This is a genomic window from Kitasatospora sp. NPDC004531 (assembly GCF_053602195.1).
Genome location: NZ_JBSGDD010000011.1, coordinates 83,053 through 109,242, shown reverse-complemented (window position 1 = coordinate 109,242; position 26,190 = coordinate 83,053). Strand labels below are relative to the sequence as shown.

Annotated in this window: 22 protein-coding genes; 16 read left to right on the top strand and 6 right to left on the bottom strand. The window is 75.2% G+C overall.

From position 1 onward, the window contains the following. Positions 1–249: 249 nt before the first annotated feature. The 3 genes from ACWEMJ_RS08035 (at position 250) to ACWEMJ_RS08025 (ending at position 3,590) form a co-directional block, all read left to right on the top strand. The gene (locus ACWEMJ_RS08035) at positions 250–1,524 is read left to right on the top strand and encodes a sensor histidine kinase (protein ID WP_452136117.1); all 1,275 of its coding nucleotides are present in this window, start codon (positions 250–252) and stop codon (positions 1,522–1,524) included. Then, positions 1,521–2,195 (top strand): response regulator, encoded by a 675-nt coding sequence (locus ACWEMJ_RS08030; protein WP_452136116.1) that lies wholly within the window; start codon positions 1,521–1,523, stop codon positions 2,193–2,195. Before ACWEMJ_RS08035 ends, ACWEMJ_RS08030 begins: the two co-directional genes overlap by 4 nt. Positions 2,196–2,372: 177 nt before the next feature. Beyond that, positions 2,373–3,590 (top strand): alpha/beta hydrolase, encoded by a 1,218-nt coding sequence (locus tag ACWEMJ_RS08025; protein WP_452136115.1) that lies wholly within the window; start codon positions 2,373–2,375, stop codon positions 3,588–3,590. Between the two features lie 107 nt (positions 3,591–3,697). Here the strand turns inward: ACWEMJ_RS08025 and ACWEMJ_RS08020 are convergent, their stop codons facing one another. Continuing rightward, positions 3,698–5,131: an FAD-dependent oxidoreductase gene (locus tag ACWEMJ_RS08020; RefSeq protein WP_452136114.1), complete on the bottom strand. Its 1,434-nt coding sequence runs from the start codon at positions 5,129–5,131 to the stop codon at positions 3,698–3,700. Positions 5,132–5,534: 403 nt separating this feature from the next. Here ACWEMJ_RS08020 and ACWEMJ_RS08015 point away from each other — a divergent pair, with 403 nt between their 5' ends. Together ACWEMJ_RS08015 and ACWEMJ_RS08010 are read left to right on the top strand one after the other, a co-directional pair. Then, positions 5,535–5,939 carry a hypothetical protein gene (locus tag ACWEMJ_RS08015; RefSeq protein ID WP_452136113.1) on the top strand — a complete coding sequence of 135 codons (405 nt, stop codon included), beginning with the start codon at positions 5,535–5,537 and terminating at the stop codon, positions 5,937–5,939. Between the two features lie 284 nt (positions 5,940–6,223). Continuing rightward, positions 6,224–7,708, top strand: coding sequence for a SulP family inorganic anion transporter (locus ACWEMJ_RS08010; protein WP_452136112.1), 1,485 nt, complete (start codon positions 6,224–6,226; stop codon positions 7,706–7,708). Between the two features lie 139 nt (positions 7,709–7,847). Here the strand turns inward: ACWEMJ_RS08010 and ACWEMJ_RS08005 are convergent, their stop codons facing one another. Next, a complete protein-coding gene (locus ACWEMJ_RS08005) occupies positions 7,848–8,777 on the bottom strand; it encodes a helix-turn-helix transcriptional regulator (RefSeq protein WP_452136111.1) in 930 nt (309 codons plus the stop codon). A gap of 277 nt (positions 8,778–9,054) precedes the next feature. On the opposite strand from ACWEMJ_RS08005, the gene ACWEMJ_RS08000 reads away from it, so the two are divergent. The 3 genes from ACWEMJ_RS08000 (at position 9,055) to ACWEMJ_RS07990 (ending at position 10,878) form a co-directional block, all read left to right on the top strand. After that, on the top strand, positions 9,055–9,426 hold the full coding sequence (locus tag ACWEMJ_RS08000) for an STAS domain-containing protein (protein ID WP_452136110.1): 372 nt from the start codon (positions 9,055–9,057) through the stop codon (positions 9,424–9,426). A 125-nt stretch (positions 9,427–9,551) separates the two neighbouring features. Then, positions 9,552–9,785 (top strand): DUF6296 family protein, encoded by a 234-nt coding sequence (locus tag ACWEMJ_RS07995; RefSeq protein WP_452136109.1) that lies wholly within the window; start codon positions 9,552–9,554, stop codon positions 9,783–9,785. A 127-nt stretch (positions 9,786–9,912) separates the two neighbouring features. Then, positions 9,913–10,878 carry an LLM class F420-dependent oxidoreductase gene (locus tag ACWEMJ_RS07990; protein WP_452136108.1) on the top strand — a complete coding sequence of 322 codons (966 nt, stop codon included), beginning with the start codon at positions 9,913–9,915 and terminating at the stop codon, positions 10,876–10,878. A 76-nt stretch (positions 10,879–10,954) separates the two neighbouring features. On the opposite strand, the gene pcaD is transcribed toward ACWEMJ_RS07990, so the two are convergent. After that, complete coding sequence (pcaD, locus tag ACWEMJ_RS07985) at positions 10,955–11,761, bottom strand: 3-oxoadipate enol-lactonase (protein ID WP_452136107.1); 807 nt, start codon at positions 11,759–11,761, stop codon at positions 10,955–10,957. Between the two features lie 108 nt (positions 11,762–11,869). Between pcaD and ACWEMJ_RS07980 the strand changes: the two genes are divergently transcribed. The 3 genes from ACWEMJ_RS07980 (at position 11,870) to ACWEMJ_RS07970 (ending at position 14,901) form a co-directional block, all read left to right on the top strand. After that, positions 11,870–12,799, top strand: coding sequence for a LysR family transcriptional regulator (locus ACWEMJ_RS07980; protein ID WP_452136106.1), 930 nt, complete (start codon positions 11,870–11,872; stop codon positions 12,797–12,799). Positions 12,800–12,863: 64 nt separating this feature from the next. Then, entirely contained in the window at positions 12,864–14,330 is a 1,467-nt protein-coding gene (locus tag ACWEMJ_RS07975; RefSeq protein WP_452136105.1) for an aminotransferase class I/II-fold pyridoxal phosphate-dependent enzyme, read from the top strand. Positions 14,331–14,514: 184 nt separating this feature from the next. Then, positions 14,515–14,901, top strand: a complete 387-nt coding sequence (locus tag ACWEMJ_RS07970; protein ID WP_452136104.1) for a hypothetical protein — start codon at positions 14,515–14,517, stop codon at positions 14,899–14,901. Between the two features lie 140 nt (positions 14,902–15,041). On the opposite strand, the gene ACWEMJ_RS07965 is transcribed toward ACWEMJ_RS07970, so the two are convergent. Further along, the gene (locus ACWEMJ_RS07965; RefSeq protein WP_452136103.1) at positions 15,042–15,467 is read right to left on the bottom strand and encodes a hypothetical protein; all 426 of its coding nucleotides are present in this window, start codon (positions 15,465–15,467) and stop codon (positions 15,042–15,044) included. 148 nt (positions 15,468–15,615) lie between these two features. Between ACWEMJ_RS07965 and ACWEMJ_RS07960 the strand changes: the two genes are divergently transcribed. Further along, positions 15,616–16,182 (top strand): TetR/AcrR family transcriptional regulator, encoded by a 567-nt coding sequence (locus tag ACWEMJ_RS07960; protein WP_452136102.1) that lies wholly within the window; start codon positions 15,616–15,618, stop codon positions 16,180–16,182. A gap of 131 nt (positions 16,183–16,313) precedes the next feature. Here the strand turns inward: ACWEMJ_RS07960 and ACWEMJ_RS07955 are convergent, their stop codons facing one another. Beyond that, positions 16,314–16,862 (bottom strand): type 1 glutamine amidotransferase domain-containing protein, encoded by a 549-nt coding sequence (locus tag ACWEMJ_RS07955; RefSeq protein ID WP_452136119.1) that lies wholly within the window; start codon positions 16,860–16,862, stop codon positions 16,314–16,316. A 163-nt stretch (positions 16,863–17,025) separates the two neighbouring features. On the opposite strand from ACWEMJ_RS07955, the gene ACWEMJ_RS07950 reads away from it, so the two are divergent. Beyond that, positions 17,026–19,491 (top strand): SpoIIE family protein phosphatase, encoded by a 2,466-nt coding sequence (locus ACWEMJ_RS07950; protein ID WP_452136101.1) that lies wholly within the window; start codon positions 17,026–17,028, stop codon positions 19,489–19,491. Between the two features lie 10 nt (positions 19,492–19,501). Here the strand turns inward: ACWEMJ_RS07950 and ACWEMJ_RS07945 are convergent, their stop codons facing one another. Continuing rightward, on the bottom strand, positions 19,502–20,071 hold the full coding sequence (locus ACWEMJ_RS07945) for a hemerythrin domain-containing protein (protein ID WP_452136100.1): 570 nt from the start codon (positions 20,069–20,071) through the stop codon (positions 19,502–19,504). A gap of 109 nt (positions 20,072–20,180) precedes the next feature. Between ACWEMJ_RS07945 and ACWEMJ_RS07940 the strand changes: the two genes are divergently transcribed. The 3 genes from ACWEMJ_RS07940 to ACWEMJ_RS07930 all read left to right on the top strand — a co-directional run bounded on the left by ACWEMJ_RS07940 (position 20,181) and on the right by ACWEMJ_RS07930 (position 26,083). Beyond that, positions 20,181–20,594, top strand: coding sequence for a DUF3788 family protein (locus tag ACWEMJ_RS07940; RefSeq protein WP_452136099.1), 414 nt, complete (start codon positions 20,181–20,183; stop codon positions 20,592–20,594). Between the two features lie 280 nt (positions 20,595–20,874). Continuing rightward, positions 20,875–24,096, top strand: a complete 3,222-nt coding sequence (locus tag ACWEMJ_RS07935) for a DUF7507 domain-containing protein (RefSeq protein WP_452136098.1) — start codon at positions 20,875–20,877, stop codon at positions 24,094–24,096. Between the two features lie 376 nt (positions 24,097–24,472). Further along, on the top strand, positions 24,473–26,083 hold the full coding sequence (locus ACWEMJ_RS07930; RefSeq protein WP_452136097.1) for a M4 family metallopeptidase: 1,611 nt from the start codon (positions 24,473–24,475) through the stop codon (positions 26,081–26,083). Positions 26,084–26,190 lie beyond the last annotated feature (107 nt).

Sequence of the window (26,190 nt, the reverse complement as noted above, 5' to 3'; positions counted from 1 at the left end):
CCAGCCCCGCCCGGCCCCCCCCCCCCCCCGCCGCCCCCCCCACGCCGCGCGGCCGACCGTCGGCGGCGCCACCCCCTACCTGAGAGCCAGGCCCGGAACGGCTCCGCAGCGGGAGGCCGGGCGGGCGGGGCGCTCCGTAGCGTGGTGAGGGAATGCACCCCGACGGAGGAAGGCACCGTGCACGTCCGAACCGCCTCGCGCCCCGGCCCCCGCGGCCGTCCGGTGGACGAACTGGACCATACTGACCGCATGGACGGGAGGACCGGGAGGCGGACGGTGCGCGGAGCGCTGAACGCCGTGCGGCGGCACCTGTCCGCCGTGCGGCGGGACCTGTTCGTCCCGGCCGCGCAGCCCGTGCCGCCGATGAGCGGGCCGGGGCTGCTGCGGTGGCTGCCGCACGGCGCGGTCGTCGCGGTGGCGGTCTTCACGGCGGTCTCCGCCACCGAGGACATCCCGCTGCGGCCGCTCGGCATGCTGCACGCCGCGCTGCTGGTCCTCGCGCTGCGCCGGCCGCTGCCGGCCTGGTGGCTGTCGCTGGCGGCGCTGCCGGTGTTCTCGCTGTACGCGCCCTTCGCGCCGTACACGGGGTGGGCGTGGGCCGTGCAGGCGGGGCTGACGTTCCTGGTCGCGCTGCGCAACCCGCCGAGGGTGACGGCCGAGACGGTGGCGCTGAGCGTCGCGCTGCTGCTGGGGCTGCAACTGGCCGGGCGCCGGATCGGGCCCTGGTACTTCACGGCGATCGTGCTGGCGCTGTTCGCCCTGGTCGCGGCCGCCGCGACCGGGGTGCGCCGGACGCGCGAGGTCCGGGCCCGGCTCGCCGAGCAGGAGCGGGCCCTCGCGCAGGAACGGGCGCACCGCACCGTGCTGGAGGAACGCGCCCGCATCGCAAGGGAGTTGCACGACGTGGTCGCCCACCACATGTCGGTCGTCTCGATCCAGGCGGAGGCCGCCCGGTACCGGGTCGCGGACCCGCCGCCGGAACTGGTCGCGGCGCTGGCCGACATCCGCGCGGGCGCCCTGGAGGGGCTGACCGAACTGCGCCGCCTGCTCGGCGTGCTGCGCTCCGAGGACCGCCCCGACGGGCGCGCACCCGAGGCCCCGCAGCCCACCCTTGAGCGGCTCGACGACCTGCTCGCGGGAGTGCGCGCGGCCGGGCTCGACGTACGGGCGACGGTCTCCGGGACGCGCCGCCCGCTGCCCGACGGCGTCGAGCTGTCCGCGTACCGCATCGTGCAGGAGGCGCTCAGCAACACGCTGCGCCACGCCCCGGGCGCCGCCGCCCGCGTCGAGGTGGCGTACACCGACGCGGCGCTGCGGCTGCGGATCCGCAACGGGCCGGGCACCGTGGCGGCCGAGCCGTCGCCGGGCGCCGGGCACGGCCTGCTGGGCATGCGCGAACGCGCCGCGATGCTCGGCGGGGAGTTCGCCGCCGGACCGACCCCCGACGGTGGCTACCAGGTCACCGCACTGCTGCCGGTGCCCGCCGCCCCGGCCGACCGGACAGACAGGGAACAGACCGCATGACGATCCGAGTGATGATCGCCGACGACCAGGCGATGGTCCGCGAGGCCTTCTCGGTGCTCCTCGGCGCCCAGCCCGGCATCGAGGTGATCGCGACCGCCGTCGACGGCCTGGACGCGGTCGCCAAGGCCGAGGAGCTGCGCCCCGACGTGATCGTGATGGACATCCGGATGCCCGGCCTGAACGGCATCGAGGCCACCCGCCGGATCACCGGACAGCCCGACCTGCCGACCAGGATCCTCGTCCTGACCACCTTCGACCTCGACGAGTACGTGTACGAGGCGCTGCGGGCCGGCGCCGGCGGGTTCCTGCTCAAGGACGCCTCCGGGGTCCAACTCGCCGAAGCGGTACGCGTCGTGGCCGCCGGGGACGCGCTGCTGTCGCCCGGGCTCACCAAGCGGCTGATCGCGGAGTTCGCCCGGCTCGGCAGCCCGGCGAAGCCGCCCGCCCAGGTGCGGATCGACGTCCTCACCAACCGCGAGACCGAGGTGCTGACGCTGGTCGCCCGGGGCCTGTCCAACGCGGAGATCGCCGCCGAACTCGTGGTCGCCGAGCAGACCGTCAAGACGCACATGGGCAGCATCCTGCAGAAGCTCCAGCTGCGGGACCGCACCCAGGCCGCCGTCCTGGCCTACGAGACGGGACTGGTCGTACCCGGCCGCACCGGGCTGTGACCCGGCGGCGCCGGCCGCCCCGACCGGCCCCCTACCTGGGAGCTGCTCCGGGGAATGGCTCCGCAGCGTGAGGTGTGCGCGGCTCCCGGATTCCTAACGTCGATGTCGAGCCGGTCCCCGCCGCCCCGTGGGCGGCGTCGAGGACCGGGCGGCTTCCGACACGTCAGGAGTACAGCCATGACCACACCCCGAAGCACCACCGCCTCGCCGGCCGAGCCTGCCCGGCCCGGCCGGGCCGTCCGGATCCTGCGGGTCGTCTCCGCCGTGCTGGCGTCGTTCCTGGCCTTCCTGGCCGGCGCCGTCGTGCTCGGCGCGTACGTCCCCGCGATACCCAAGGCGGGCATCATCGGGCCGGTGCTGGGCGGGCAGTACCCGTTCCACATCGCGCTGCTGGGCCTCCTCGCCGCCGGGTTCGCCGCGCTGGCATGGCGCGGCGGCCTGGTGCGCTGGGGGCGGGTGGTCGCCGTGGTCTCGACGCTGAGCACCGTGGGCGCGCTGGTCATCGGCGGCATCCAGTTCCAGGCCGCCCGGGAGGCGGGCGTCGACGTCTCGCTGGGCCAGGCGTTCACCGGGCTCGCCTACCCGGCGGTGGAGCCGGACGCCACCGAGACGTTCGCGAGCCCCGACGGCGAGCCGCTGAAGGTGGACGCGTACCTGCCCGCGAAGGCCCCCGGCCTGCGCACCCCGGCCGTGGTGCTCGCCCACGCGGGCGGCTTCCACACCTTCGACAGGAGCGACCTGCGCGGCACCGGCCGCTGGCTCGCCGACCACGGCGTCGCCGTCTTCGCCGTCGACTACCGCCTGGCCGCCCCCGACCGCCCCACCTGGGACAAGGCCCCGCAGGACATCCTCTCCGCGATGAGTTGGGTGCAGCACAACGCCGACACCTACGGCGTCGACAGCGCGCGGATCTCGCTCGGCGGCATGTCCGCGGGCGGCACCCTGGCGATGAACGCCGCCTACCGCCTCCAGAACGGCACCATCGCGGCCGTCGACGGCGACACCCCCGCGCCCCCGGCCTCGGTGATCGGCTTCTACCCCGGCACCGACGTCGCGCAGATGTGGGAGGACGACGTGGCCGGGACCCGCGAGGCGGCGCAGATGTACACCGGCGGCACCCCGCAGCAGTACCCGGACCGCTACCGGGAGGTCTCCCCGACCAACGACGTCCGCCCCGGCCTGCCCCGCACGCTGCTGGTCGTCGGCGACCGCGACCGCAGCGCCCGCCCCGAGACCGTCACCGGCCTCGGCGACGCGCTGGCCGCGCAGGGCGTCGACGTCCGGACGGAGCAACTGCCCTTCGCCGACCACGCGTTCGACGACGCCTACGGCAGCCTCACCTCCCAGACGAGCCGGCAGATCCTGCTCGACTTCCTGCTCCCGGACGGCCGCTGACCCCGGCTCCGGTACGGCCGCCGGGCGGCGCCGCCGAATCGCTGTCGGCGGCGCCGCCCGGCGGCGGATCGGCGTGGCCGGTCAGTGCGGCGGACGGGCCCGAGCGGTCAGCGCGGGCGCGGCAGCGGGGCGCCGAACCAGCGGGTGAGCGCGGCCGTCAGCCCGGACTGGTCGTCGCCGAGCCAGGCCACGTGGCCGTCGGGGCGCAGCAGGGCTGCGGGGGCGGCCAACTCCGGGCAGGGGTCGACCAGATGGTCGACGCGGTCGGACCAGCCGGTGGCGGACAGCAGGCCCGTCCGGTCCAGCAGCAGGCCGCGCGCGGTGTGCATGCGGTCGTAGAGGCGGCCGTCGGCGAGGGCGATGCTCCGCTGGTGGCGGCCGAGCTGCTCCGGGCCGGGGCCGAAGTCGTAGCGGACGTCCAACGCCGTGATCAGGCCGGTGATGTGGCGGTTCACCTCGGGGATGTCCATCAGTCGGGAGAACAGCTCGCGCAGCGCCGTCGGCCCCGGGTCGGTGCCGAGCAGGGCGCTCTGCGCGCGTGTGTTGGCCAGCACGGCGACGCCCACCGGGTGGCGCTCCGCGTGGTAGGTGTCCAACAGGCCTGCCGGGGCCCAGCCGTTGACCTCTGCCGCGAGCTTCCAGCCCAGGTTGAACGCGTCCTGCACGCCCAGGTTGAGGCCCTGGCCGCCGGTCGGCGGGTGGATGTGTGCCGCGTCGCCCGCGAGCAGCACCCGGCCGACCCGGTACTGCTCCGCCTGCCGCGTCGCGTCGCCGAACCGGGACAGCCAGCGCGGCGAGTGCACCCCGAAGTCGGTGCCCGCCACCGCGCGCAACTGCCGCCGGAACTCCTCCATCGTCGGAGCCGTGCGGTCCTGCGAGACGCCGTCGGCCGGCACCCCCACCCGGTACTGCCCGTCGCCCAACGGCTGCAGGCCGAACCGCAACTGGGTGCGCCGTACCCGCTCCACCACCTCCGCGATCCGCTCCGGATCCTCCGTCGCCGACATCTGCCCCAGCAGGGTCTCCACCCGGGCCGGCTCGCCCGGGAACGCCACACCCGCCAGCCGGCGCACCGTGCTGCGACCGCCGTCGCAGCCCACCAGCCAGCGCGCCCGCAGCCGCGAGCCGTCCGCCACTTCGACCTCGACGCCCTCCTCGTCCTGCGCCAGACCCACCACCTCGCAGCCGCGCCGCAGCCGCACGCCCAACTCCTCGGCGCGCTCGGCCAACAGCCGCTCCGTCACCGGCTGCGGCGTCGCCAGGCCGTACGGATGGGCGGTGTCCATGCCCTCCGGCCAGTCCTTCATCACGCCGCCGAACAGCCCGCCGACCCGGTACTCCGGACTCACCGCCCGGAAACGCTCCAACAGGCCACGCTGATCCATCACTTCCACACTGCGCGCGTGCAGACCCTGCCCGCGCGACTCCCCGGTCGGCGCCGTCAACCGCTCAAGGGCCACCACCTCCACCCCGTGCAGCCGCAGCTCGCACGCCAGCATCAGCCCGGTCGGCCCGCCGCCGACCACCAGTACGTCGATCATCAACCCTCCGAAAACGCCCAGCAAGTGATTTTCCGTCAGAACCGTCGCGTACCGCGCAACTCGCGCGCCACCGCCCGCGGTCGGACATTCTGCGCCACCGACCGGGCCTTGCCACAAGCCCCCCGTCGCGCTATAGCTTGAGAGTGGCAGGAGCGGCCGGACCGCCCTGCCGTTGCTGTTCCCCGGCCCGGGCCCGCGCCGACGACCGGCACCGACGACCGGCGCGCCGCCGCCGATGCGGCGTGTGCGCGGCGCGTGCGCGGCCGGGAACCGGACAAACCCGTGGCCGAGACCCCGGCAGAACGCCGCAGCCGCACACCCACGGTGACCGGCCGGATACCATGGCGGCACATCAAGTCCGAAGGCGGGGAGCCGAGTTCGGACGTGAGCCGGGGAGGGCGGGATGCGCAGAGCCGTGCTGCCGAACTGGCTGCTGCTCGCCGCGCCGATCGTGGCCCTGGTCGCCTCGCTGCTCACCGGCCTCTCGGCCGACCGGTCCGCGGACGGCCCCGGGGCGACGGCGCAGGCCGCCGCCGCCGTGCCGGTCGCGTTGCCCGTCGGCGTCCCGGCCGGCAGCGCGGGCAGCGTCGCCGAGGAGGAGCCGGAGAGCACCGAACGCGGCCGCGGCTCGACAACTCCCGCCCCCACCACGCCCGTTCGCCGCGACTCCCGCAAGCCCGGGACGGCGGCACGGGCGGCGGCGGGCACGGGCGGCGCGGACGGCCGCACGGCCCCGCGCACGCCGCCCGATACCGCCGGCCGACCCGCCCCGGCCGGCCCCGCCGCGCTCCAGGTGTTCCGCTGCTGAGCCGGAGCAGCCGGAGCCGCAGCCACAGCCGAAGTCGGAACCGGGGTCGCCACGACGGGTCCTGACGGATCGTCAGCCCCTCGCCGCCTTCACGTCACCCGTCACCACCGCCCGAGCCGATCGCGCCGCGCCGCGCCGCACCACCACGCACCGCACCCCGCGCGCCGCGCCGCCATGCCCGCACGCCCGCACGCCCGCACCCGGACCGCCGCCCGCCGGCGCGCGCCGCGGACGGCGCGCGGACCCGCACCACCAGAAGCAACCACCACGCCGGAGGACCCAACATGCCCTGGAATCCCGCCCGGGTGCGCGCCGTGCTGCGCACCGACCTGCCCGCCTCGATCACCGTCTTCCTGGTCGCCGTCCCGCTCTGCGTCGGCGTCTCCGTCGCCTCCGGCGCGCCCGCCGAACTCGGCCTCGTCACCGGCATCGTCGGCGGCCTGGTGGCCGGCGCGCTCCCCGGCAGCAGCCTGCAGGTCAGCGGGCCCGCCGCCGGACTGACCGTCCTGGTCCACTCCGCCGTCACCACCTTCGGACTGCCCGCGCTCGGCGTGCTGGTGCTGACCGCCGGGCTGGTGCAGGTGCTGCTCGCCGTGCTGCGCCTGGGCCGCTGGTTCCGGGCCGTCTCCGCCGCCGTGGTGGAGGGCATGCTCACCGGCATCGGCATCGTGCTGATCGGCTCGCAGGGCTACGTGCTGCTCGACCGCAAGGCGCACGGCGAGGCGCTCGCCAACCTCGCCGGCCTGCCCGCCGCCGCCGTCCGGGCCGTCGGCAGCGAGGCCGGCGCGGCGTCGCTCGCCGTCGGCGCCGGGGTGATCGCCGTCCTGGTGCTGTGGAAGCACGTGCCGCGCCGGCTCGCGCTGCTGCCCGGCCCGCTGGTCGCCGTGGTGCTCGCCGCGGCCGCCGTCCGGCTGCTGGAGCTGCCGGTGCCCACCGTCCGGGTGGACGGACTGCTGGACACCCTGCAGCCGCCCGGCGCCGAGCAGTTCGCGCTGCTGGCACGGCCCGAGGTGTGGGGCGCGGTGCTGGCGTTCGCGCTGATCGCGTCCGCCGAGAGCCTGTTCAGCGCGTCCGCCGTGGACCACATGCACGCCGGGCCGCGCACCGCCTACAACCGGGAACTGCTCGCCCAGGGCGTCGGCAACGCGGTGGCCGGGGCGCTCGGCGCGCTGCCGATGACGGCGGTGATCGTGCGCAGCGCCGCCAACGTGCAGGCGGGCGCCCGGACGAAGGCCTCGCGGGTGCTGCACGGCGTGTGGCTGCTGCTGTTCGCGCTGGTGCTGCCCGGGCTGCTGCACCTGGTGCCGCTGGCCGCGCTCGCCGGCCTGCTGCTGCACGCGGGCGGCAAGCTGGTCGCGCCCGGGGCCCGCTGGCGGCTGTGGCGCGCGGACCGGTCGGAGGCGCTGGTGCTGCTCGCCACCACCGTCGGCATCGTCACCACCAACCTGCTGGAGGGCGTGGTGATCGGCCTGGTCGCGGCGCTCGCCAAGACCGCGTGGGACGTCACGCACATCCGGCTGCAGGTCGAGCAGTCGCCGGCGGGCACGGTGGTGCGGGTGCACGGGAACGCCACCTTCGTCAAACTCCCCACCCTGGTCGACCGGTTGGAGGACGTCACCCCCACCGGCCCGGTGCAGCTCGACCTGTCCGAGCTGACCCACCTCGACGCGGCCTGCCGCCAGGCCCTCACCGCCTGGGCCGACCAGCACCGCCGGCGCGGCCTCGACGTCACCGTCACCCCCGAGGTCGAACTGGTCAGGTCCGGCTGAGGCCCGCCCGGGCAACGGCACCGCCGTCGGATTCCGCTCCGACGGCGGTGCCGTGCCGTGCGGCGGCTCGTCCGGCTCGTCCGGCACGTCCGGCACGTTCGATGCGGTCGTTGCCGGGGGCGAGGCCGCCTGCGAGGCGTCAGGTGCGCCTGCGGAGGGTGGTGGCCGGGGTGGTGCGGAAGGCCGTGCGGTAGTGGGCCGCGAAGTGGCCGGGGTGGGCGAAGCCCCAGCGGAGCGCGATCTCGGTGACGGTGGTGGCGGCCGGGTCGGCGGCGAGCAGGTCGCGGTGGGCGGCGTGCAGACGGACCTGGCGGAGGTGGGCGAGCGGGGTGGTGCCGAGGTGGCGGCGGAACGCGTACTGGAGGGCGCGCGGGGTGACGTACGCGGCGCGGGCGATGTCGGCGACGGTGACCTCCTGCGCGGCGTGGTCGTCGATCCAGGCGAGGGCGCGGCGCAGCGTCGCCGGGGTGGCGTCGCGGTGGTCGGTGCGGGCGGGCTCGGCGCGCCCGCCGTGCGGGAGGGCGGCGAGGGCCGCGGCGGCGAGGTGCTGGGCGGCGGTGGCGGCGAGCAGCTCGGTGGGCGGGGCGACGGCGTCGGCGAGGACGTGGTCGCGCAGGTAGGCGATGGTCGAGCCGAGGGCGTGGCCGGCGGCGGGGGTGAGCGGCCGACTGCCGGTGAACCGGACCGGGCCGCCGGGGGAGAAGGCGTCCAGCAGCGCCGGGTCGAGCATGGCGATGGTGTACCGCGCGGAGCGGACCTCCCCCCGGTACGGCGTCTCGGGCGGCGCCAGCAGGAACGTCTCACCCGGCCCGTACACGCGCTCCCCGCCGCCGGTCCGGTCGACCAGGGTGCCGCTGTGCATGCTGATCAGGCAGACGCCGGGCAGCCCGTCCGCGTCGAAGGCCATGTCGTAGCCGAAGCTGAGCCGGTCGATGCTCAGGCGCTCCACCGCGTGCCGCCGGATCCGGACCCGGGCGTCCTCCACCGGGCCGCCGATCCGCATCGGGGTGTAGGCGGTCGAGAGGAACTCCTCCGTCGCGGCTGTCGAACCGCAGTGTCTGCACGCCAAACCTCTCCGGCGGATGCCGCTTCCTTGCGGGCCCGAGCGTACGCGTGCGACCGGTGCGAGGGCACCCCGGGGCGGTCCGTTTCGGCCGTCGGCGGCCCGGCCGCGTCCTCGCTCGGGCGTTCCCTCGGCTCCGCCCGGCTTCGCTCACGGGGCTGACGCGGGCCGGTGCTTCGTTCTCCGGGCTGCGCCGCGGCGCTCGCTCCGCCACCGTCGAAGGGAGGCCCCGAGGCGGGGTGCCCGGCGACGGGCGTCCCGTGACGGCGAGAGGAGTCCGGCCATGTCCTGGGAACCGCGCGGAGCACCGCACCGACCACCGGCGACCCGTCTGCGGATCGACCACCGCCCCGGCCCGGTCGGCACGAGCGTCGTCGTGGTGACCGGCGAGGCGGACATGGACACCGCCCCCGCACTCGCCAGGGCGCTGCGCGGGGCGCTCGACGTCCGGCCCGCGCCCCGCACGGTCGTGGTCGACTGCTCCCGGCTCGGCTTCTGCTCCTCCTCCGGCCTCAACGAACTCATCCGCGCCCACCGCGCCGCCCTGGCCGCCGGCGTCGCCTTCCGCATCGGCGCCCCCAGCCGCCAGGTGGTCCGGCTGCTGGAACTGACCGAGACCGACCGGGTCTTCGACATCGTCGACCGGGTGCCGTGACGACGGCCCGGACCTGACGGACCGTCCCCGCCGCCGCGCGATTGGGGTGACCGCCCCGGGGTATGCGCCGACGACGGGCCGGGCGGGGGCGGGGCGGCCCCGGACGAGCAGGACGAGGTGGAGCGATGGACAGCCCGTGCGGTTACCGGATCGCCGTCCCCGGCCGCCCGGGCTCGCACGCCCCGCAGGCCACCGTCGTGGTGCACCGCACGGACGAGACCACCCCCGAGGGCCTGCCCGTCTACCGGGGCGAGAACGGCCTGCGGGTCGTCGTGCACGACTGGGTGGCGCACTTCCTGGAGCCGTTCCCGGACGGCCTGTGCCACCCGTTCGGCGTCGCCTACCCGATGAGCGCCTGACGCCCCCGCCGCCCGACCCCGGCGCGATGCCGGGGCCCGAGCGCTCCCGAGGGGCCTGCTGCTGCGGACGGTGGGAAATCCGGTCGATCCGGGTGCGAAGCGCCGTCGTGGGGGCACACGCGCAAGCATGGTGAGAATCGGATACACGATGATGACGGAGCAGCGCGGGCCGGTCGACCTGGTCGCGGACGTGGTGCGTGCGGAGCGGGCCGGGTTCGACTTCTCGGTGACCTCCGACCACTACTTCCCCTGGCTGGACGAGCAGGGCCACGCCCCCAACGCCTGGGCGGTGCTCGGCGCGGCCGCGCAGGCCACCGACGCGCTGCCGCTGATGACGTACGTCACCTGCCCGACGTTCCGCTACCACCCGGTGGTGGTCGCCCAGCAGGCCGCGACCGTGCAGCTGCTGTCCGGGGGGCGGTTCCGGCTCGGGCTGGGCAGTGGTGAGAACCTCAACGAGCATGTGGTGGGCCGGGGTTGGCCGGCCGCCGCGGTGCGGCAGGAGATGCTGGCGGAGGCCGTGGAGATCATCCGGGCGCTGTTCGCGGGCGGGTACGTCACCCACCACGGGCGGCACTTCCAGGTGGACGGCGCGAAGCTCTGGGACCTTCCCGAGCCGCCCCCGCCGATCGGCGTCGCGGTCTCCGGACCGGCCTCCTGCGCGCTGGCCGGCCGGCTCGCCGACCTGGTGGTCGCCGTCCAGCCGGACCGCTCGCTGCTGACCGGCTTCGCCGAGCACGGCGGTGCGGGCAAGCCCGCCGTCGGCCAGCTGCCGGTCTGCTTCGACCGCGACCGGGACGCCGCCGTCACCCGCGCCCACCAGCAGTTCCGCTGGTTCGGCGGCGGCTGGAAGGTCAACGCCGACCTCCCCGGCACCGCCGCGTTCGCCGCCGCCGGCCAGTACGTGCGGCCCGAGGACGTCGCCGGGGCCATCCCCTGCGGCGACCGGACCGAGGACTTCGTGGCCGCCGTCCGCCCGTTCGCGGAGGCCGGGTTCGACGAGGTCGCGCTGATCCAGGTCGGCGGGGACAGCCAGCCCGCGTTCCTGGACTGGGCGGAGCACGAACTGCTGCCCGCGCTGCGGGAGTTGTGACCCGGCCGGACCGGCCCGGACCCGAGGGCGTCGCCGGGGCCGTCCCCGGCGGCGTCCGGGCGTGACGCTGCGGCCGTCAGGACCGTTCGCCGAGGAAGGCCACCACGGCGTCCACGAACTCCTTGGGCCGTTCGACGTTCCCCAGGTGCACGGTGGGCAGGACGGTGAACCGCGCGCCGGGGATGATCGCGGCCAGCTCCTTGCCGTGGGCGGCCGAGGTGACGGTGTCGTGCTCGCCCGCGATGACCAGCGTCGGGCTGCCGATGAGCGCGGCCGTGCGGCGCAGGTCGGAGTCGCGGACGGCGGCCCAGCTCCCGGCCACGCCCTCGCGGCGGGTGGCGAGCAGGGTGCGGCGGAAGCCCTCGACCACCTCGTTGCCGTCCGCCAGCAGGTGGGCCGGGAACCAGTTGCCCAGGAACATCTCCGCCGTGGCCCGCATGTCGGGGGCCGCCAGCAGGTCGGCTATCGGCTGGTCCCACTGGCTCGCCGGGCCGAGGTGCGCGGCGGTGTTGGACAGCACCAGGCGGTCCACCCGCTCCGGGACGTGGATGCCCAGCCACTGCGCGACGATCCCGCCGAGCGACAGGCCCAGCACGTGGATCCGCCCCAGGCCCAGCGCGTCCAGCAGTTCCACCACGTCGCGCCCCAGCCGGTCCAGCGAGTACGGGCCGCTCGGCACGTCGGAGGCGCCGTGGCCGCGCGCGTCGTAGCGCAGCAGCCGGAAGTGCTCGGTGAGCGCCGCCACCTGACCGTCCCACATGTGCAGGTCGGTGCCGATGGAGTTGGAGAGCAGCAGCACCGGCTTGTGCGCGTCACCGTCGAAGCGGTAGGCGAGGCGGACGCCGTCGCCGGTGGTGATGAAGGTGCGGGGCTGGGAGGTCATGTCGGCTCCAGTGATCGGTGGGTTCCAGCGGCTCTGTGCTCAGCCTAGGGACGCCGCCTGCAGAGTTCCATGACAAAGATTGATACGAGTCTGTAGGCTTCCCCGACAATGTCGAACTTCACGCTCAATGAACTGCAGTGCTTCGACGCCGTCGTGACCGAGGGCGGCTTCCAGGCCGCCGCCGAGCGACTGCACCGCTCGCACCCGTCGGTCTTCGCGGCGGTGGGCAAGCTCGAACGCCAGCTCGGCCTGGAGCTGCTGGACCGCTCGGGCTACCGGGTGCGGCTCACCGAGGCCGGGCGGGCCTTCCACCGCAAGGTGCATCTGCTGCTCCACGAGGCCGACGAACTGCGCATCTACGCCGGGCAGTTGGCGATGGGCGAGGAGCCCGAGCTGCGGGTGGTGCTCGGCGACCTGTGCCCGCTGCCGCCGGTGCTGGAGCTGCTCAGCCGGTTCTTCGCGCAGCACCCGCAGACCCGGCTGCACCTGCAGTTCGAGACGGTGACCGGCCCATGGGAGCGGCTGCTGGAGGACGAGGCCGACCTCATCGTGCACCGCGTCCCCAAGAGCGACGTGCGGATGGAGTGGGTCGATCTCGGCCGCGTCGCGCTGGTGCCCGTGGTGGCGCCGGGCTTCCTGCCGTTCCCCCCGAACGCCGAGCTGACGCCGCAGCGGATGCAGGCCTTCACCCAGTGCATGGTCCGGGACTCGGCGCGGAACCCCGTCGAACCGGGCCACTACCTGGTCGAGGGCGCGCCCCGGTGCACCGTGCCGGACCACCTCATGAAGAAGGAGCTGATCCTGCACGGCATGGCCTGGGGGCACCTGCCGCGCTTCCTGATCGAGTCGGAGCTGCGCGACGGCACCCTGCTCCCCATCGCCGGCCGGCACTTCCCCGGCGTGGTCGAGGAACTCTCCGCGGCCCGCCGCCGCGACCGCCCGCACGGCCCGGTCGCCGACCAGCTGTGGGACTTCCTGGCCCGCCACGCACCGCTGCTGGCACCGACACCGGCCCGCCCGCCGGGGCCGGAGCAGTAGGCGGCCGGCCGGCCTGGGGTGCGGCGGGCGGTTTCCGTTCGGGGTGCGCGGGCAGGCGCGGCGCATGGACCAGTCGCAGGCTCCCGTGCTGGAAGCGCTTTCCGCACTGCACGCCAACCCGATCACCGCGTTCGCCCCGCCCGGTCACCGGCAGGGCCGGGGCGCCGATCCCCGGGTGCTGGACGTCCTCGGGGCGGACGTGTTCCGCTCCGACGTGCTCGCCACCGGCGGGCTGGACGACCGCACCGACTCGCACGGCACCCTGCAGCTCGCCCAGGAGCTGATGGCCGAGGCCGTCGACGCCGACCACACCTTCTTCTCGACCTGCGGCAGTTCGCTGTCCGTCAAGGCGGCGATGCTCGCCGTGGCCGGCCCGCACGAACACCTGCTGGTCGGCCGGGACGCCCACAAGTCCGTGATCGCCGGACTGATCGTGGCCGGCATCCGCCCGCTCTGGGTCGACCCGGCCTGGGACGCAGACCGCCACCTCGCGCACCCGCCCACCGTCGACGCCTACCGCAAGGCCCTCGCCGCCCACCCCGAGGCGCGCGGCGCGCTGGTCACCTCGCCCACGCCGTACGGCACCTGTGCGGACCTGCCGGTCCTCGCCGACCTCTGCCACGAGCACGGCGTCCCGCTGCTGGTCGACGAGGCGTGGGGAGCGCACCTGCCGTTCCACCGCGAACTGCCGACCTGGGCGATGGACGCCCGCGCCGACGTGTGCGTCACCTCCGTCCACAAGATGGGCTCCGGCCTGGAGCAGGGCTCCGTCTTCCACCTGCGCGGCGACCTGGTCGACCCCGCCGTCCTCGAACAACGTGCCGACCTGCTCGGCACCACCAGCCCCAACGTGCTGATCTATGCAGCCCTCGACGGCTGGCGCCGCCAGATGGTCCAGCACGGCCCCCGCCTCTACGGCGACGCGCTCGCCCTGGCCCGCGAGACCCGCAAGCGGATCGACGCCCTCGACAGCCTGCACGTCCACGGCCGCGACGACTTCTGCGGCCCCGGCCTCGCTGCCGACCTCGACCCCCTGCAACTCGTCATCGACGTCGCCGGTCTCGGCACCACCGGCTACCGCGCCGGCGACTGGCTGCGCTCCCACCGCCAGTTCAGCCTGCACCTGTGCGACCACCGCCGGATCAGCGCCCAGCTCAACCACGCCGACGACCCCGTCACCGCCGGCACCCTGGTGGAAGCCCTCGAAGAACTCGTCGAGCACGCCCCCGAGTTGACTCCCGCTGCGCAGGTCGACGTCCCTACGCCCGCCGAACTCCGGCTGGATCAGGCCCAGTTGCCCCGCGACGCCTTCTTCGGCCCGGTCGAGACCGTCCGACTCGCCGAGGCCGACGGCCGGATCGCCGCCGAGATGCTCACCCCCTACCCGCCCGGAATCCCCGCCGCCCTCCCCGGCGAACGCCTCACCCGCCCCGTCCTCGACTACCTGCGCACCGGTGTCGCGGCCGGCATGCTCATTCCGGACGCGGCCGACTCCGAGCTGCGCACCGTCCGGGTCGTCGCGAGGAATTGACGGAGCATCAGGTCGTCGGTCGGCAGGTTCCGGGCTTGCGCCGATGGGGAGCCGCCCGGGCCGAGCAGGGCGCGCGTTCGATGGTCGGAGTGCGCCGAGTGCGCCCTTGCTGCCGTGCGGCGGCCGCTGGTTGCATGTCCGGGTTCCTGCCCGCAGAGGCGGGTGGCAGAGCTGGGAGGCAGCCATGTCCAAGTGGATCAGCAAGGCCGCGAAGGCCGCTGTGGCGGCGACCATCGCGGCGGCCGGGGTCGTCGGCGCCGGGAGCGCGCCCGCGTCCGCAGCCACGCCGATCTGGGTGGGGCACAACACCGCCCACGGCGTCGGCATATACAACAACTACTATCCGACGGCCGGCAAGGTGGACGGCGACCTGGCCGCATACAGCGGGTTCCTGCGGATCGACTGCTGGGTGTCCGGCGGCCAGGTCGGCACGGACGGCAATGTCTGGTACCGCACGTGGGCGGTCGACTACGGCAACTACACGGACTTCTACGGGTCCGCCGCCTGGACGTTCGCCAACTACGTGGACGGCGCCGCCGCCTTCCACAACAACTCGGTGCCGCGCTGCTGAGCCGACGCCGAACCGCCGTCGCGGGCGACGCGACCCCCGTACGCGACGCCCGCGCGGCCGACCCGCCGGCCGGCCGACCCGTCGGCCCGCCGGAACGGGAAAGCGGTTTCCTGTTCCGGCGGGTCGTCGGACGCGGCCGGTCAGCCGATCGCGAGCCAGGGCGAGAACTTGTCGATCGGGACCATCCGGCCGGTGTCGCCGTCGTACAGCGCGTTCTGGAGCCGGATGTGGCCCGTCTCGCGCATGTCGTAGTTGCACTCCGCCCAGGTGCCGTAGCCGTTGGCGTTGCGGCACCCGCCGTCGCGGCCGCAGTCGGTGGTCCACAGGCCGACCGCCGAGTAGCCGTCCTTGGCGCTGTCGTACACCCGCACCTTGTCGCCGTACGCCTCGAAGCAGGTGGTGACTCCGGGGCTCTCGATGCAGTAGGCGCCCGTGAGGCCGGCCTGGCCGTCGGTGGCCCCCGCGGCGGAGGCCTGGCCGGTCAGGGCCGTGGCCGACATGGTGAGGGCGGCGAGGGCGATCCCGGCGGTGGCCAGGGTCTTCTTCCAGCGCGCGTTGGTGGGCATGTCCGGATCCCTTCGAGGGTGTGACAGTCTGCACGTCGGACGACGGCCCCGTGGTGGCCCCGTCCGGCGTTGTACGGTTGCGTACAACTGAAGGCTAGGCTCGTTGTACGCACCCGCACAACGGCCGGGAATGTGAGGTGGGACACAGATGGGCGCACTGCGCACACCGCGCGAGAAGTGGGTCGAGGAAGGCCTGCGGACACTGGCCTCGGGCGGCGTGGACGCCGTGCGCGTCGAGGCGCTGGCGAAGTCCCTGGGTGTCACCAAGGGCGGCTTCTACGGCTACTTCGCCGACCGCGATGCCCTGCTCACCGAGATGCTGGACACCTGGGAGCGCGAAGTCACCGACGACGTCCTCGACCAGGTCGACGCCGAGGGCGGCGACCCCAAGGACCGTGCGCGGCTGGCCGGCAGGCTCACCTTCTCCGGCCCGCTGCGCGCCATCGACCTGGCCGTCCGCGACTGGGCCCGCCGCGATGCGGCCGTCGCCGAACGCCTGCGCCGCGTGGACAACGCGCGCATGGACCTGCTGCGCGAGACGATCGGCGCCTTCTGCACCGACCCCGACGAGATCGAGGCCCGCAGCCTGCTGGCGTTCTGCGTGGCCATCGGCAGCGGCTTCCTGGCCGCCGACCACCCCGGCCGCACCCGCGCCGAGGTCATCGACCGGGCCGGCGCGCTCATCCTCGACCGCCCGCCCCACGGCCTCGGTTGACTCGCCGCCCCCGGGTGCGGTGCGGGCACAGCAGACCGCCCGGGACGCCGGCACGCGCGGGGTGAGGTCCTGCGTGCCGGGCCCCGGGCGGGGCCGGTGGGAGGCCGGCGCGCCCCCGGCGGCCGGGTCGCTCAGGCCTCCGTCGGGCGTCCGGCGAACGCGGCCACCAGCGCCCGGTCGAAGGCCGGAAGATCGTCCGGCCTGCGGCTGGAGACCAGCGTGTTGGGGCCGTCCGTGCAGACCGCCACCTCCTGGTCCACCCAGTTCGCGCCCGCGTTCAGCAGGTCGGTGCGCAGGCTCGGCCAGGACGTCAGGGTGCGGCCGCGCACCGCGCCGGCCTCGATCAGCGTCCACGGCCCGTGGCAGATCACCGCGACCGGCTTGCCGCGCGCGAAGAAACCGCCGACGAACTCCACCGCGCGGCGGTCCGTGCGCAGGAAGTCCGGGTTCGCCACCCCGCCCGGCAGTACCAGCGCGTCGAAGTCGGCGGCCGAGGTGTCCGCCGCGACCGCGTCCACCGTGAAGGTGTCCGCCCGGTCCAGGTGGTCGAACGCCTGGATCTTCCCCGCCTTCGTGGACACCAGGCGCGGCGTGCCCCCGTGCTCCTCGACCGCCTGCCACGGCGAGGTCAGCTCGACCTGCTCCGTCCCTTCGGGCGCCGCCAGAAAGGCGACCGTCACTCCGGCCAGCTCGTTCATCTCGACCCTCCGCTCCGTGCTCCGTCCGACCCCCTCACGCCGCGTCTCACCGCGATCGCGGCCCGCGAAACCACGGATGAACCGCCCGATACCGGACGGCCGAGCGGCATAGGGTGGAGCCGGGGACGGCGGAGGCGAGGAGACCGTGGCGGTCGGCGAAGAACGGCCCGCGGGCGAGGACGGGCCCGCGGGCGAGGAGCGGCCCGCAGGGGACGAACGGCCCCCGATCGAGGCCACGGTCGACCGGCTGCGGACCGAACTGGAAGGCCTGCGCTCCGCCATGCGCACCCGCGCCGTGATCGAACAGGCCAAGGGACTGCTGGTCGGACGCCTCGCCTGCACGCCCGACGAGGCCTTCGCGGAACTGGTGCGCCGCTCCCAGCAGGACAACCGCAAACTCGCCCGGAGCGCCGCCGACCTGGTCGCCGAGGCCGCACCCCGCCCCGCCGCCCGCACCTCCGACGAACCCCCGGACGCCGCGCAGGCCGACGCCGCCCCGCCCTCGCCCGCCGCCCGGCCGCCCGCCCGCGCCCGCCGGGACGCCGAACTCGCCACCCGCTTCCACCTCGCCGCCGCCGCGGCCGCCACCGCCGCCAACGCCGACGAACTCGCCGAACGCCTGCACCGGGCCGCCCTCGCCCCGCTCGGCGCGCAGGCCGTCGCGATCGCGCTGCGCGAACCGGACGGCGCGCTGCGCCTGGTCGGCGCCCACGGCGTGAGCGCCGGACAGCTCAGCCAGTGGCAGCGGATCCCGCCGCGCACCAACGTGCCGCTGACCGAGGCGCTGCGCACCGGCCGCGCCGTCTGGGCCGCCGACCGCCGCCAATTCGCCAGCCGCTACCCCGAGTTGACCGGCGAGGACCTGGTCTCCGGGGTCACCGTCTGCGCCCTGCCGCTGCGCGTGCACGACGACTCCGGCGACCAGCTGATCGGCGCCATGAAGATCGGCTGGGCCGCGCGCTACCGCCCCACCCGCGCCGCCGAGGCCCACCTCGGCGCGCTCGCCGACCTCACCGCCGACACCCTCGCCGCGCTGCCCGCCGGACAGTCCCCGAACGCCCTCGACCCGAACGCCCTGGACCCGGCCGGCGCGCCCTGGTTCCGGGCCGTGGTGGACGGGCTGCTCGACCCCGTCCTGCTGCTGCGCGCCGTCCGCGAGACCGGCGGCCCGGTCACCGACCTGCTGGTCGAGCACGCCAACGCCGCCACCGTCGACCTGGCCGGCCGGGACGCCGCCGACCTGCGCGGCCGCCGCCTCTCCGAGCTGTACCCGGGCATGGTCGTCTCCGGCGCGTTCGACCGGCTGTGCGCCGCCGCCGAGCGCGGCATCCCCTACCTCGGCGAGGCCGAACGCTACGTGGAGACGGTCGGCGGCAGCGCCCGGGCCACCGCGATGACCCTGCACGCCACCCCGTTCCAGGACGGCCTGCTGGTCACCTGGCGCTCCCACGACGAAGCCGAACGCCACCTCGTCCAGGCCGCGCAGGCCGCCCGGCTCGCCCGGCTCGGCACCTGGCAGTGGCGGCCCGGCGAACCCGAGCTGAGCTGCTCCGTCGGCGTCCCCGCCCTGTTCGGCGCGCCCGCCGACGCCACCCGGCTCGACCCGCGCACCGCGCTCGCCGCCGTCGCCCCCGCCGACCGTGACGCCGTCCGCGCCGCCGCCGCCGACCTGCTGGCCGGCCGCACCGCCGCAGCCCTCGACTTCGCCGTCCGGGCCCCCGACGGCCACCGCAGCCTGCGCGCCCTCGCCGAACCCACCGTCACCCCCGACGGCCGCCTGCTCGCCCTCACCGGCGTCGTCCAGGACGTCACCCCCTGGCGGCGCGCCGAACAGGCCCTCAGTGACACCCGCGACCGCCTCGCCGACCAGCGCCGCCGCACCGGCGGCGAACAACGCGCCGTCCGGGCCCTGCAACAGGCCCTGATGAGCGCCCCCGCCGGACGGCCCGTCGCCGGACTGGAGAGCGCCTGCCGGTACCTGCCCGCCGAACGCGAGACCAAGGTCGGCGGCGACTGGTACGACCTGCTCGACCTCCCCGACGGCACCGTCCTGCTCGCCGTCGGCGACGTCTCCGGACACGGACTGCCGGCCGCCGCCGCGATGTCCCAGCTCCGCCACGCCCTGCGCGGCATCGCCTACGACGCCCCCGAACCCGCCCGCATCCTCGACCGCCTCAACCGCATCCTCTGCCACCAGCGCGCCGACCACATCGCCACCGTCGCCGTCGCCCGCCTCGACCCGCGCACCGGCAGCTTCGCCTGGGCCCGGGCCGGCCACCTGCCGCCCGTGCTGCTCCGCGCCGGTGCCGCCCGCCCGCTCGACCCGCCCGCCGGCCTGGTCCTCGGCGTCGCCCCCCGGGCCCGCTACGCCACCGCCGAACTCCGGTTCACCCCCGGTGACCGCCTGCTGCTCTACACCGACGGCCTGATCGCCCGCCGCGGCGCCGACCTCGCCACCGGCCTCGACCGGCTGCTGCACGCCTGCGCGGAGTACCGCCCGCCCGACCTCGACGGACTCCTCGATCACCTGCTGCGCCGCCTCGGGGCGCCCAACCCGCTCGACGACACCTGCGTGCTGGCGGTCCGGCTGACCGGCGCGGACCGCGACTGACCGGGCGGTCTCAGTCCTCGCGCATGTCGCCGAACCGGAAGCGGCGGTGCATCCGCTCGTGCCAGGTCAGCTCGGGCGCGACCAGGTCGTCCGGCGGCAGCACGGCGCCCGCCGCGACCGGCCGCGACGGCGCGGTCCGCTCGGTGCTCCGGGCCCGCTCGCCCAGCGCCACCAGCCGGGGCGGGGCGGCGGAGGTCCGCACGGTCGGGAACAGCCGCGCCTCCTCCAGCCCGAAGTGCCCGGTCGCCTGCTCGACCAGCCGCGCCAGCAGCCGGTCGAACTCCGCCGAGCCCGGCGCGCTCGCCTGCAGCTCGCGCACCAGCTCGTACAGCGCGGCGTGCGCCGCCAGCCCGTGCGCCACGGCGTCGTCCCTCGGCGGCCGACCGGCGCGGGCGATCGGGTACAGGTACTCGTCCTCCGCCTTCAAGTGCCGCAGCAGCGTGTCGGCGGTCAGGAACGCCAGCCGCTCCCGACGCGGATCGCCCAGCGGGAGGCCCGCCAGCTCGCTGAAGCGCACCCGCAGCACCTCGTGGTCGGTGGTCAGCTGCTCCACCAGGTCCAGCTCCGGCTCGGCTGTCATCGTCAGCACCCTCTTCGTCGCAGGTCCCAACCCCCCTCGATGGCCGCGCGTGCCCACCTCCGCACATCCCAAACCGGCGCGCCCGGGCCCGCGCGGTTAGCCTCGCAGGATGGCGAACCCGTTCACGGACCCGGGGACCGAGCCGACCGCCGCGCTGATCGCCGACGCGCTGGGCCCGGCGAGCGACGGCTGGGACGCGCTGATGCGCGAGCTGGCGGCGGCCGGCGTCGACGCGTCCTGGCGGTGGTTCCGCGACGGCGGCTGGCTGGTCAAGGCCGCGGACCGCCGACGCACCGTCGCCTGGATCGCGATCGACGGTTCCGTCGCCACCTGCAGCTTCCTGTTCGCCGAGCGCCTGCGCGAGACCGTCGCCGCCCTCCCCGACCTCCCGCCCGGCCTGGCCCGGCAGATCCGCGCCGAGCCCCGCCGCGGCGCGCTCTTCCGGGTGCTGTTCACCGTCACGACGCCGGCCGACGTCGAGCGCCTGCGTCCGGTGCTCCGGGCCCGCCTGACACTCCGTTAGCGCACCGCGGGTAGGGCAACGGGGTCTGTTGCGGCAGCCGTCCGAGCGACCTGCCGGACCGGCGTCCGGGGCGACCGTCCGGCGACGGTTACCGATGAAAAATATGAAAAGACGACAATCTTCTTCGCCGCCGGGTCGGCCAGGCCGACGCGGGCGGGGCGGCCGGGGCGCGCGGACCTCCCGTCTCGTCTCGGCCGCGCTGGCCCTGGCCGTCGGCGCCGCGCTGCCGCTGTCGATCGGCGGGAGCGGCCTCGCCCGGGCGCACCCGGGGGCCGCCGCCGTGCAGGCGCAGCCCCGGGCCCTCGGCGCCCAGCTGCTCGACGAGACGTTCGGGCAGGCCACCGCCCCGGAGTTCTCGGCCGTCGGGTCGGCCTGCCTGACCGGCGCGCCGCCGGTGGGTTCGCCGCCCGGGAGCGGGAACCGCCCGCTGGTCGGCTGCCCGCCGGCCGTCGGGCCGGTGCCCCCGGACAACGGGGCGCCGGACGGCTTCCTGCGGCTGACCGACGCCGGGTACTTCCAGAGCGCGGCCGTGCTGTACAACCACGCCCTCCCGGCGGGGCAGGGCCTCGACGTCACGTTCGACCAGTACCAGTACGGCAGCACCACCCCGGCGAACCCGGCGGACGGGATCTCCTTCTTCCTGGTGGACGGCGCCGCGTCGCTGACCCGTCCGGGCGCCTACGGCGGCAGCCTCGGCTACGCCCAGATCCGGCAGGCCGACAATCCCGACAGTCCGCTGCTGCCCGGCGTCGACCACGGCTACCTCGGCGTCGGCCTGGACGTGTACGGCAACTTCTTCGGCGACGGGGAGGAGCGCGGCAACGGCTGTCCCCAGCGGGCGCCGTCCAGGACCGCGTGGCCGCCGCCGGGGCCGAACATGGTCACCCTGCGCGGCCCGGGCAACGACGTGGTCGGCTACTGCTTCCTGACCGCCACCACCAGCAACTTCACCGAGACCGGCCCGTGGCCGTCGACCCTGCCGGCCACGCTCCAGGGCCCGACGACCGTCATGCCGCCGGGCGTCACCCCGGCGCAGGCGGTGGAGATCCTGGAGGAGTCCCGGCGCCAGGTGAACGTGCGCATCACCGCCGGAGCCAACCCGACGGTCACCGTGACGATCGACTTCAACGACGGCACCGGCCCGCACCAGGTGCTGTCCACCCCCGCGCCCCAACCGCTCCCGGCCACCTACAAGTTCGGCTTCGCCTCGTCGAGCGGCTCGTCCACCGACGTCCACCTGATCCGCAACGTGGTCGTCACCACCGACGCCCCGCTCCCGCAGCTGAACCTGGTGAAGCAGGTGCGGCTGCCGCTGCCCGGCGACCTGGCTCCGGGGTCGCAGGTGCCGTACGACTTCGTGGTGACCAACTCGGGCAACACGGAGATCACCGACCTGGTCGTCAACGACCCGAAGGTGGGCCCGGTGTCGTGCCCCGTGACCACGCTGGCGGTCGGCCGGACGATCACCTGCACCGCCACGTACACCGTCACCGCCGCCGACGCGGCCAACGGGTCGATCGACAACACGGCCGTCGCGACGGGCCTGTCGGACGGCGATCCGGTCACCTCGCCGCCGTCCTCGGAGAGCGTGCCGCTCCAGAAGCCGCCCGCGCTCCAGATCGTGAAGAACGTGGTCACGCCCGGCCCCTACGCCGTCGGGCAGACCGTCACCTACGCGTACACCGTCCGCAACACCGGAGGGGTGCAGCTGACCGGCGTGCAGGTGCACGACGACCACGTCACCGGCATCACCTGCCAGTCGACCACGCTGGCGCCGGCGGACAGCCCCGGGGACACCACCACCTGCACCGGCAGCTACACCATCACCGCGGCCGACGGGACGGCCGGTTCGGTCACCAACACCGCCACGGCGACGGGCAGCGCGGACGGGCAGACGATCACCTCCCCGGAGACCGATCTGACCCTGCCCGTCGGCACACCGCACCTCACCCTGACGAAGCAGGTGGTCTCCAGCGGCCCGTACCACGTCGGTTCGACGGCGAGCTACTCGTACACCGTCACCAACACCGGCACCACCGACCTGCACAGCCTGACCGTCACGGACACCCGGATCTCCGGCGTCACCTGCGACGCGACCACGCTCGCCCCCGGCGCGAGCACCACCTGCCACGGGACGTACACGGTCACCCAGGCCGACATCGACGACTGCCTGCAGGTGGACGGCAACGCCACCCAGTGCGTCATCACCAACACGGCGCGGGCCGGGGCGAACGATCCGCAGGACCGGCCGATCGCCAGCGACCCCGCCGACGCGAGCATCACCGTCCCCGTCCCCGACGCCCGGTTGGCGCTGGTGAAGCAGGTGGCTTCCAGCGGACCGTTCCAGGTCGGCTCGACGGTCGCCTACTCCTACCTCGTCACCAACACCGGCAACACCGCCGTGAACGACCTGACCGTCGTCGACGACCATCTCACCGGCATTGCCTGCGACGCGACCGCCCTCGCCCCCGGCGCCACCACCACCTGCCACGGGACGTACACCGTCACCCGGCAGGACCTGGTGTGCGACCAGCCCGACCCGAACGTCTGCCACGTCGTCAACATCGCCGTGGCCTACGCGGCGGACCCGGCCGGCGACCAGGTGGTCAGCGAGGAGACCACGGCCGTCATCACGGTGACCCCGGGCGCGCCGGCGCTGAGCCTGGCCAAGCGGGCGGACCTGCCCGGCCCGTTCTTCGCCGGCGACACCGTCACCTACTCGTACACCGTCACCAACACCGGCAACGCGGCCGTCCACGGCCTCGCGGTGACCGACGACCGGGTGGCCTCGGTGGTGTGCGACGCGACGACGCTGAACCCGGGGCAGAGCACCACCTGTCACGGCTCGTACACGATCACCGAGGAGGACGTCGAAGCGGGCCGGGTGACCAACACGGCCCGCGCGTCGGGCAGCGACCCCGAGGGGCGGCCGGTGCAGAGCCCGCCCGGTGAGGCGACGGTGGAGACGGCGTCCGGCGCCTCGTCGCTGTCGATCGTGAAGCAGGCCGACGTGACGGGCTCCGCGCGGGCGGGCGACACCGTGACGTACACGTACACGGTGACCAACACCGGGTCGACCGTGCTGACGGACGTCGCCGTCCGCGACGACCGGGTGGCGTCGGTGGTGTGCGACGCGACGACGCTGGACCCGGGCGCGAGCACCACGTGCCGCGGCGCCTACGTGGTGACGGAGGCGGACGCGAAGGCCGGCCACGTCACGAACACGGCGACCGCCTCGGCCCGTGACCCGCAGGGCGAACCGCTGGAGAGCCGGCCCGTGTCGCTGTGCGTCACGGTGTCGCCGTGCCCCGAGAAGGAGGACTGCGCGAAGCCGCCCCACCCGGGCGCTCCGTCCGCGCCGCCGCACGGCGGTGGCGGGTCGGGACACCTGCCGGACACGGGTACGCCCGCGACGGTCGCGGCGGCGGGCCTGGCGGGCGCCGGGCTGCTGACGCTGGGCGGCGTGCTGCTCCACCGCGCGCGGCGCCGTTCGGCGGGGTAGCCGCCCGCAGCACCGCCGTTCGGCAGCGGACCGCCTCCGGAGCCCTCGGGCCCGGGGGCGGTCCGCTCGTGGGGGGCGTCGGCAGTAGCAGGCCGGTAGGGGTGCGGCAAGGGGGTGGTCGGTGGCGGGATGCCGCCAGGGTGGGGCGTCGGGCGGGGCGGGTGGCGGGAGCAGGCCAATCTGCGGAGGGCACCTGTCGCTCCGGCCGGTGCGTTGTCATGCTTCTGGCCAACTCCCGTTCGGCGGCCGTCGCGCACCCTGGCGGGCCGCCGGGGAGCAGCACGTCAGCCGCCCGTACCGCCCCACGGTGCCGAGCCCGGTGCCCCGGTGCGCGGCGCGACCGCGCATCCGCGGTTTCGTGGAAGGGACCCCGCACGTGAAGCGAAAGCCGACACTCGGAGCCGTACTCTCCGCCGCCGCCCTGCTGGCGGGCGCCGTCCAGGTCGCGGCCGCCCCCGTCCCCGCGCAGGCGCAGGCGCCGGCGGTGGGGCGGCAGCGTGACGCCCTGCTCGCCCTGGCCGGGGCCGAGGCCGGTCCGGTCGCCAGGGCGCTCGCGCTGGGCGACCGGGAGCGCCTGGTCGTCAAGGACGCGGTGGCGGACGCCGACGGCGACCGCCACCTGCGCTACGAGCGGACCTTCGCGGGCCTGCCCGTCGTCGGCGGCGACCTGGTCGTGCACCAGCGGGCCGACGGGTCGATCAGCTCCGTCGACCGGGCGTTCGCCGGGCAGTTGTCGCTGCCGAGCCTCTCCCCGGAGCTGTCCGCCGACCGGGCCGCCGCCGGGGCCGCCGACGCCGTCCGGAGCGGGCTCGGGGCGGCCGCGGGCCGGGAGGGCGCCGAGCTCGCGCAGGTCGGCGCCGCCGGTGACGCGCAGCTGGTGGTGTGGGCCCGCGACGGCGCCCCGCGGCTGGCCTACCGGACCGTGGTGGCGGGCGTGCGCGTCGACGGCGTCCCCAGCAGCCGGCGGGTGATCACGGACGCGGCGACCGGCGCGGTGCTCGCCAGCGACGACGGCATCCGGACCGCGACGGGCACCGGCAACGGCGTCCGGGTCGGCACCGTCACCCTGACCACCGCGCAGAGCGGCGCCACGTACCTGCTGAAGGACACCACCCGGGGCAACCAGTCCACCGTCGACGCGGCCACCGGCGCGGTGTTCACCAGCACCACCAACGTGTGGGGCAACGGCCTCCCGTCCAACCGCCAATCCGCCGCCGTGGACGCCCAGTTCGGGGCGGCCGCGACCTGGGACTGGCTCAAGAACACCTACGGCCGCAACGGCATCCGGAACAACGGTGTCGGAGTCACCAGCCGCGTCCACTACGGGAACAACCTGGTCGACCTGTTCTGGGACGACACCTGCTTCTGCATGAACTACGGCGACGGCCTCGGCAACAGCCGGCCGATGACCGAACTGGACGTCGCCGCCCACGAGATGAGCCACGGCGTCACCTGGGCCACCGCCGCGCTGCCCTACTCCGGCGAGGGCGGCGGCCTCGACGAGGCCAGCTCCGACATCTTCGGCACCATGGTCGAGTGGTACGCCGACCTGCCGGCCGACCCGCCCGACTACCTGATCGGCGAGAAGCTCGACCTCTACGGCAACGGCACCCCGGTGCGGTACCTGGACAAGCCCTCCAAGGACGGCTCGTCGCGGGACTACTGGTACTCCGGCATCGGCAGCCTGGACCCGCACTACTCCTCCGGCCCCGCCAACCACTTCTTCTACCTGCTGTCCGAGGGCAGCGGCGCCAAGGTGATCAACGGCGTGGCCTACAACAGCCCGACGGTGGACGGCTCGACGGTCACCGGCATCGGCCGGACCAAGGCCGCCGCGATCTGGTACCGCGCCCTGACGCTCTACTTCACCTCCACCACCAACTACCGCTCCGCCCGCACCGCGACCCTCGCGGCGGCGGCCGACCTGTACGGCCAGCCGGAGGTCGCCGCGGTGGCGGCGGCCTGGAAGGCGGTCAACGTCACCTAGCCGGGCGTCGCGGCGGCGCTGCTCGTCCGGGGGCGGGGCGGGGCGGGGCGGCGGTCAGGGGCGGGTTCGGGCGCGGATTGCTCCGGCTCGCGGCGGGTAGGCGCGGC

Bases quoted from the DNA above. Each gene is read 5' to 3' on its own strand.
- ACWEMJ_RS08035 (WP_452136117.1), top strand. From the start codon at position 250: ATGGACGGGAGGACCGGGAGGCGGACGGTGCGCGGAGCGCTGAACGCC.
- ACWEMJ_RS08030 (WP_452136116.1), top strand. From the start codon at position 1,521: ATGACGATCCGAGTGATGATCGCCGACGACCAGGCGATGGTCCGCGAG.
- ACWEMJ_RS08025 (WP_452136115.1), top strand. From the start codon at position 2,373: ATGACCACACCCCGAAGCACCACCGCCTCGCCGGCCGAGCCTGCCCGG.
- ACWEMJ_RS08020 (WP_452136114.1), bottom strand. From the start codon at position 5,131: ATGATCGACGTACTGGTGGTCGGCGGCGGGCCGACCGGGCTGATGCTG.
- ACWEMJ_RS08015 (WP_452136113.1), top strand. From the start codon at position 5,535: ATGCGCAGAGCCGTGCTGCCGAACTGGCTGCTGCTCGCCGCGCCGATC.
- ACWEMJ_RS08010 (WP_452136112.1), top strand. From the start codon at position 6,224: ATGCCCTGGAATCCCGCCCGGGTGCGCGCCGTGCTGCGCACCGACCTG.
- ACWEMJ_RS08000 (WP_452136110.1), top strand. From the start codon at position 9,055: ATGTCCTGGGAACCGCGCGGAGCACCGCACCGACCACCGGCGACCCGT.
- ACWEMJ_RS07995 (WP_452136109.1), top strand. From the start codon at position 9,552: ATGGACAGCCCGTGCGGTTACCGGATCGCCGTCCCCGGCCGCCCGGGC.
- ACWEMJ_RS07990 (WP_452136108.1), top strand. From the start codon at position 9,913: ATGGTGAGAATCGGATACACGATGATGACGGAGCAGCGCGGGCCGGTC.
- pcaD (WP_452136107.1), bottom strand. From the start codon at position 11,761: ATGACCTCCCAGCCCCGCACCTTCATCACCACCGGCGACGGCGTCCGC.
- ACWEMJ_RS07980 (WP_452136106.1), top strand. From the start codon at position 11,870: ATGTCGAACTTCACGCTCAATGAACTGCAGTGCTTCGACGCCGTCGTG.
- ACWEMJ_RS07975 (WP_452136105.1), top strand. From the start codon at position 12,864: ATGGACCAGTCGCAGGCTCCCGTGCTGGAAGCGCTTTCCGCACTGCAC.
- ACWEMJ_RS07970 (WP_452136104.1), top strand. From the start codon at position 14,515: ATGTCCAAGTGGATCAGCAAGGCCGCGAAGGCCGCTGTGGCGGCGACC.
- ACWEMJ_RS07965 (WP_452136103.1), bottom strand. From the start codon at position 15,467: ATGCCCACCAACGCGCGCTGGAAGAAGACCCTGGCCACCGCCGGGATC.
- ACWEMJ_RS07960 (WP_452136102.1), top strand. From the start codon at position 15,616: ATGGGCGCACTGCGCACACCGCGCGAGAAGTGGGTCGAGGAAGGCCTG.
- ACWEMJ_RS07945 (WP_452136100.1), bottom strand. From the start codon at position 20,071: ATGACAGCCGAGCCGGAGCTGGACCTGGTGGAGCAGCTGACCACCGAC.
- ACWEMJ_RS07940 (WP_452136099.1), top strand. From the start codon at position 20,181: ATGGCGAACCCGTTCACGGACCCGGGGACCGAGCCGACCGCCGCGCTG.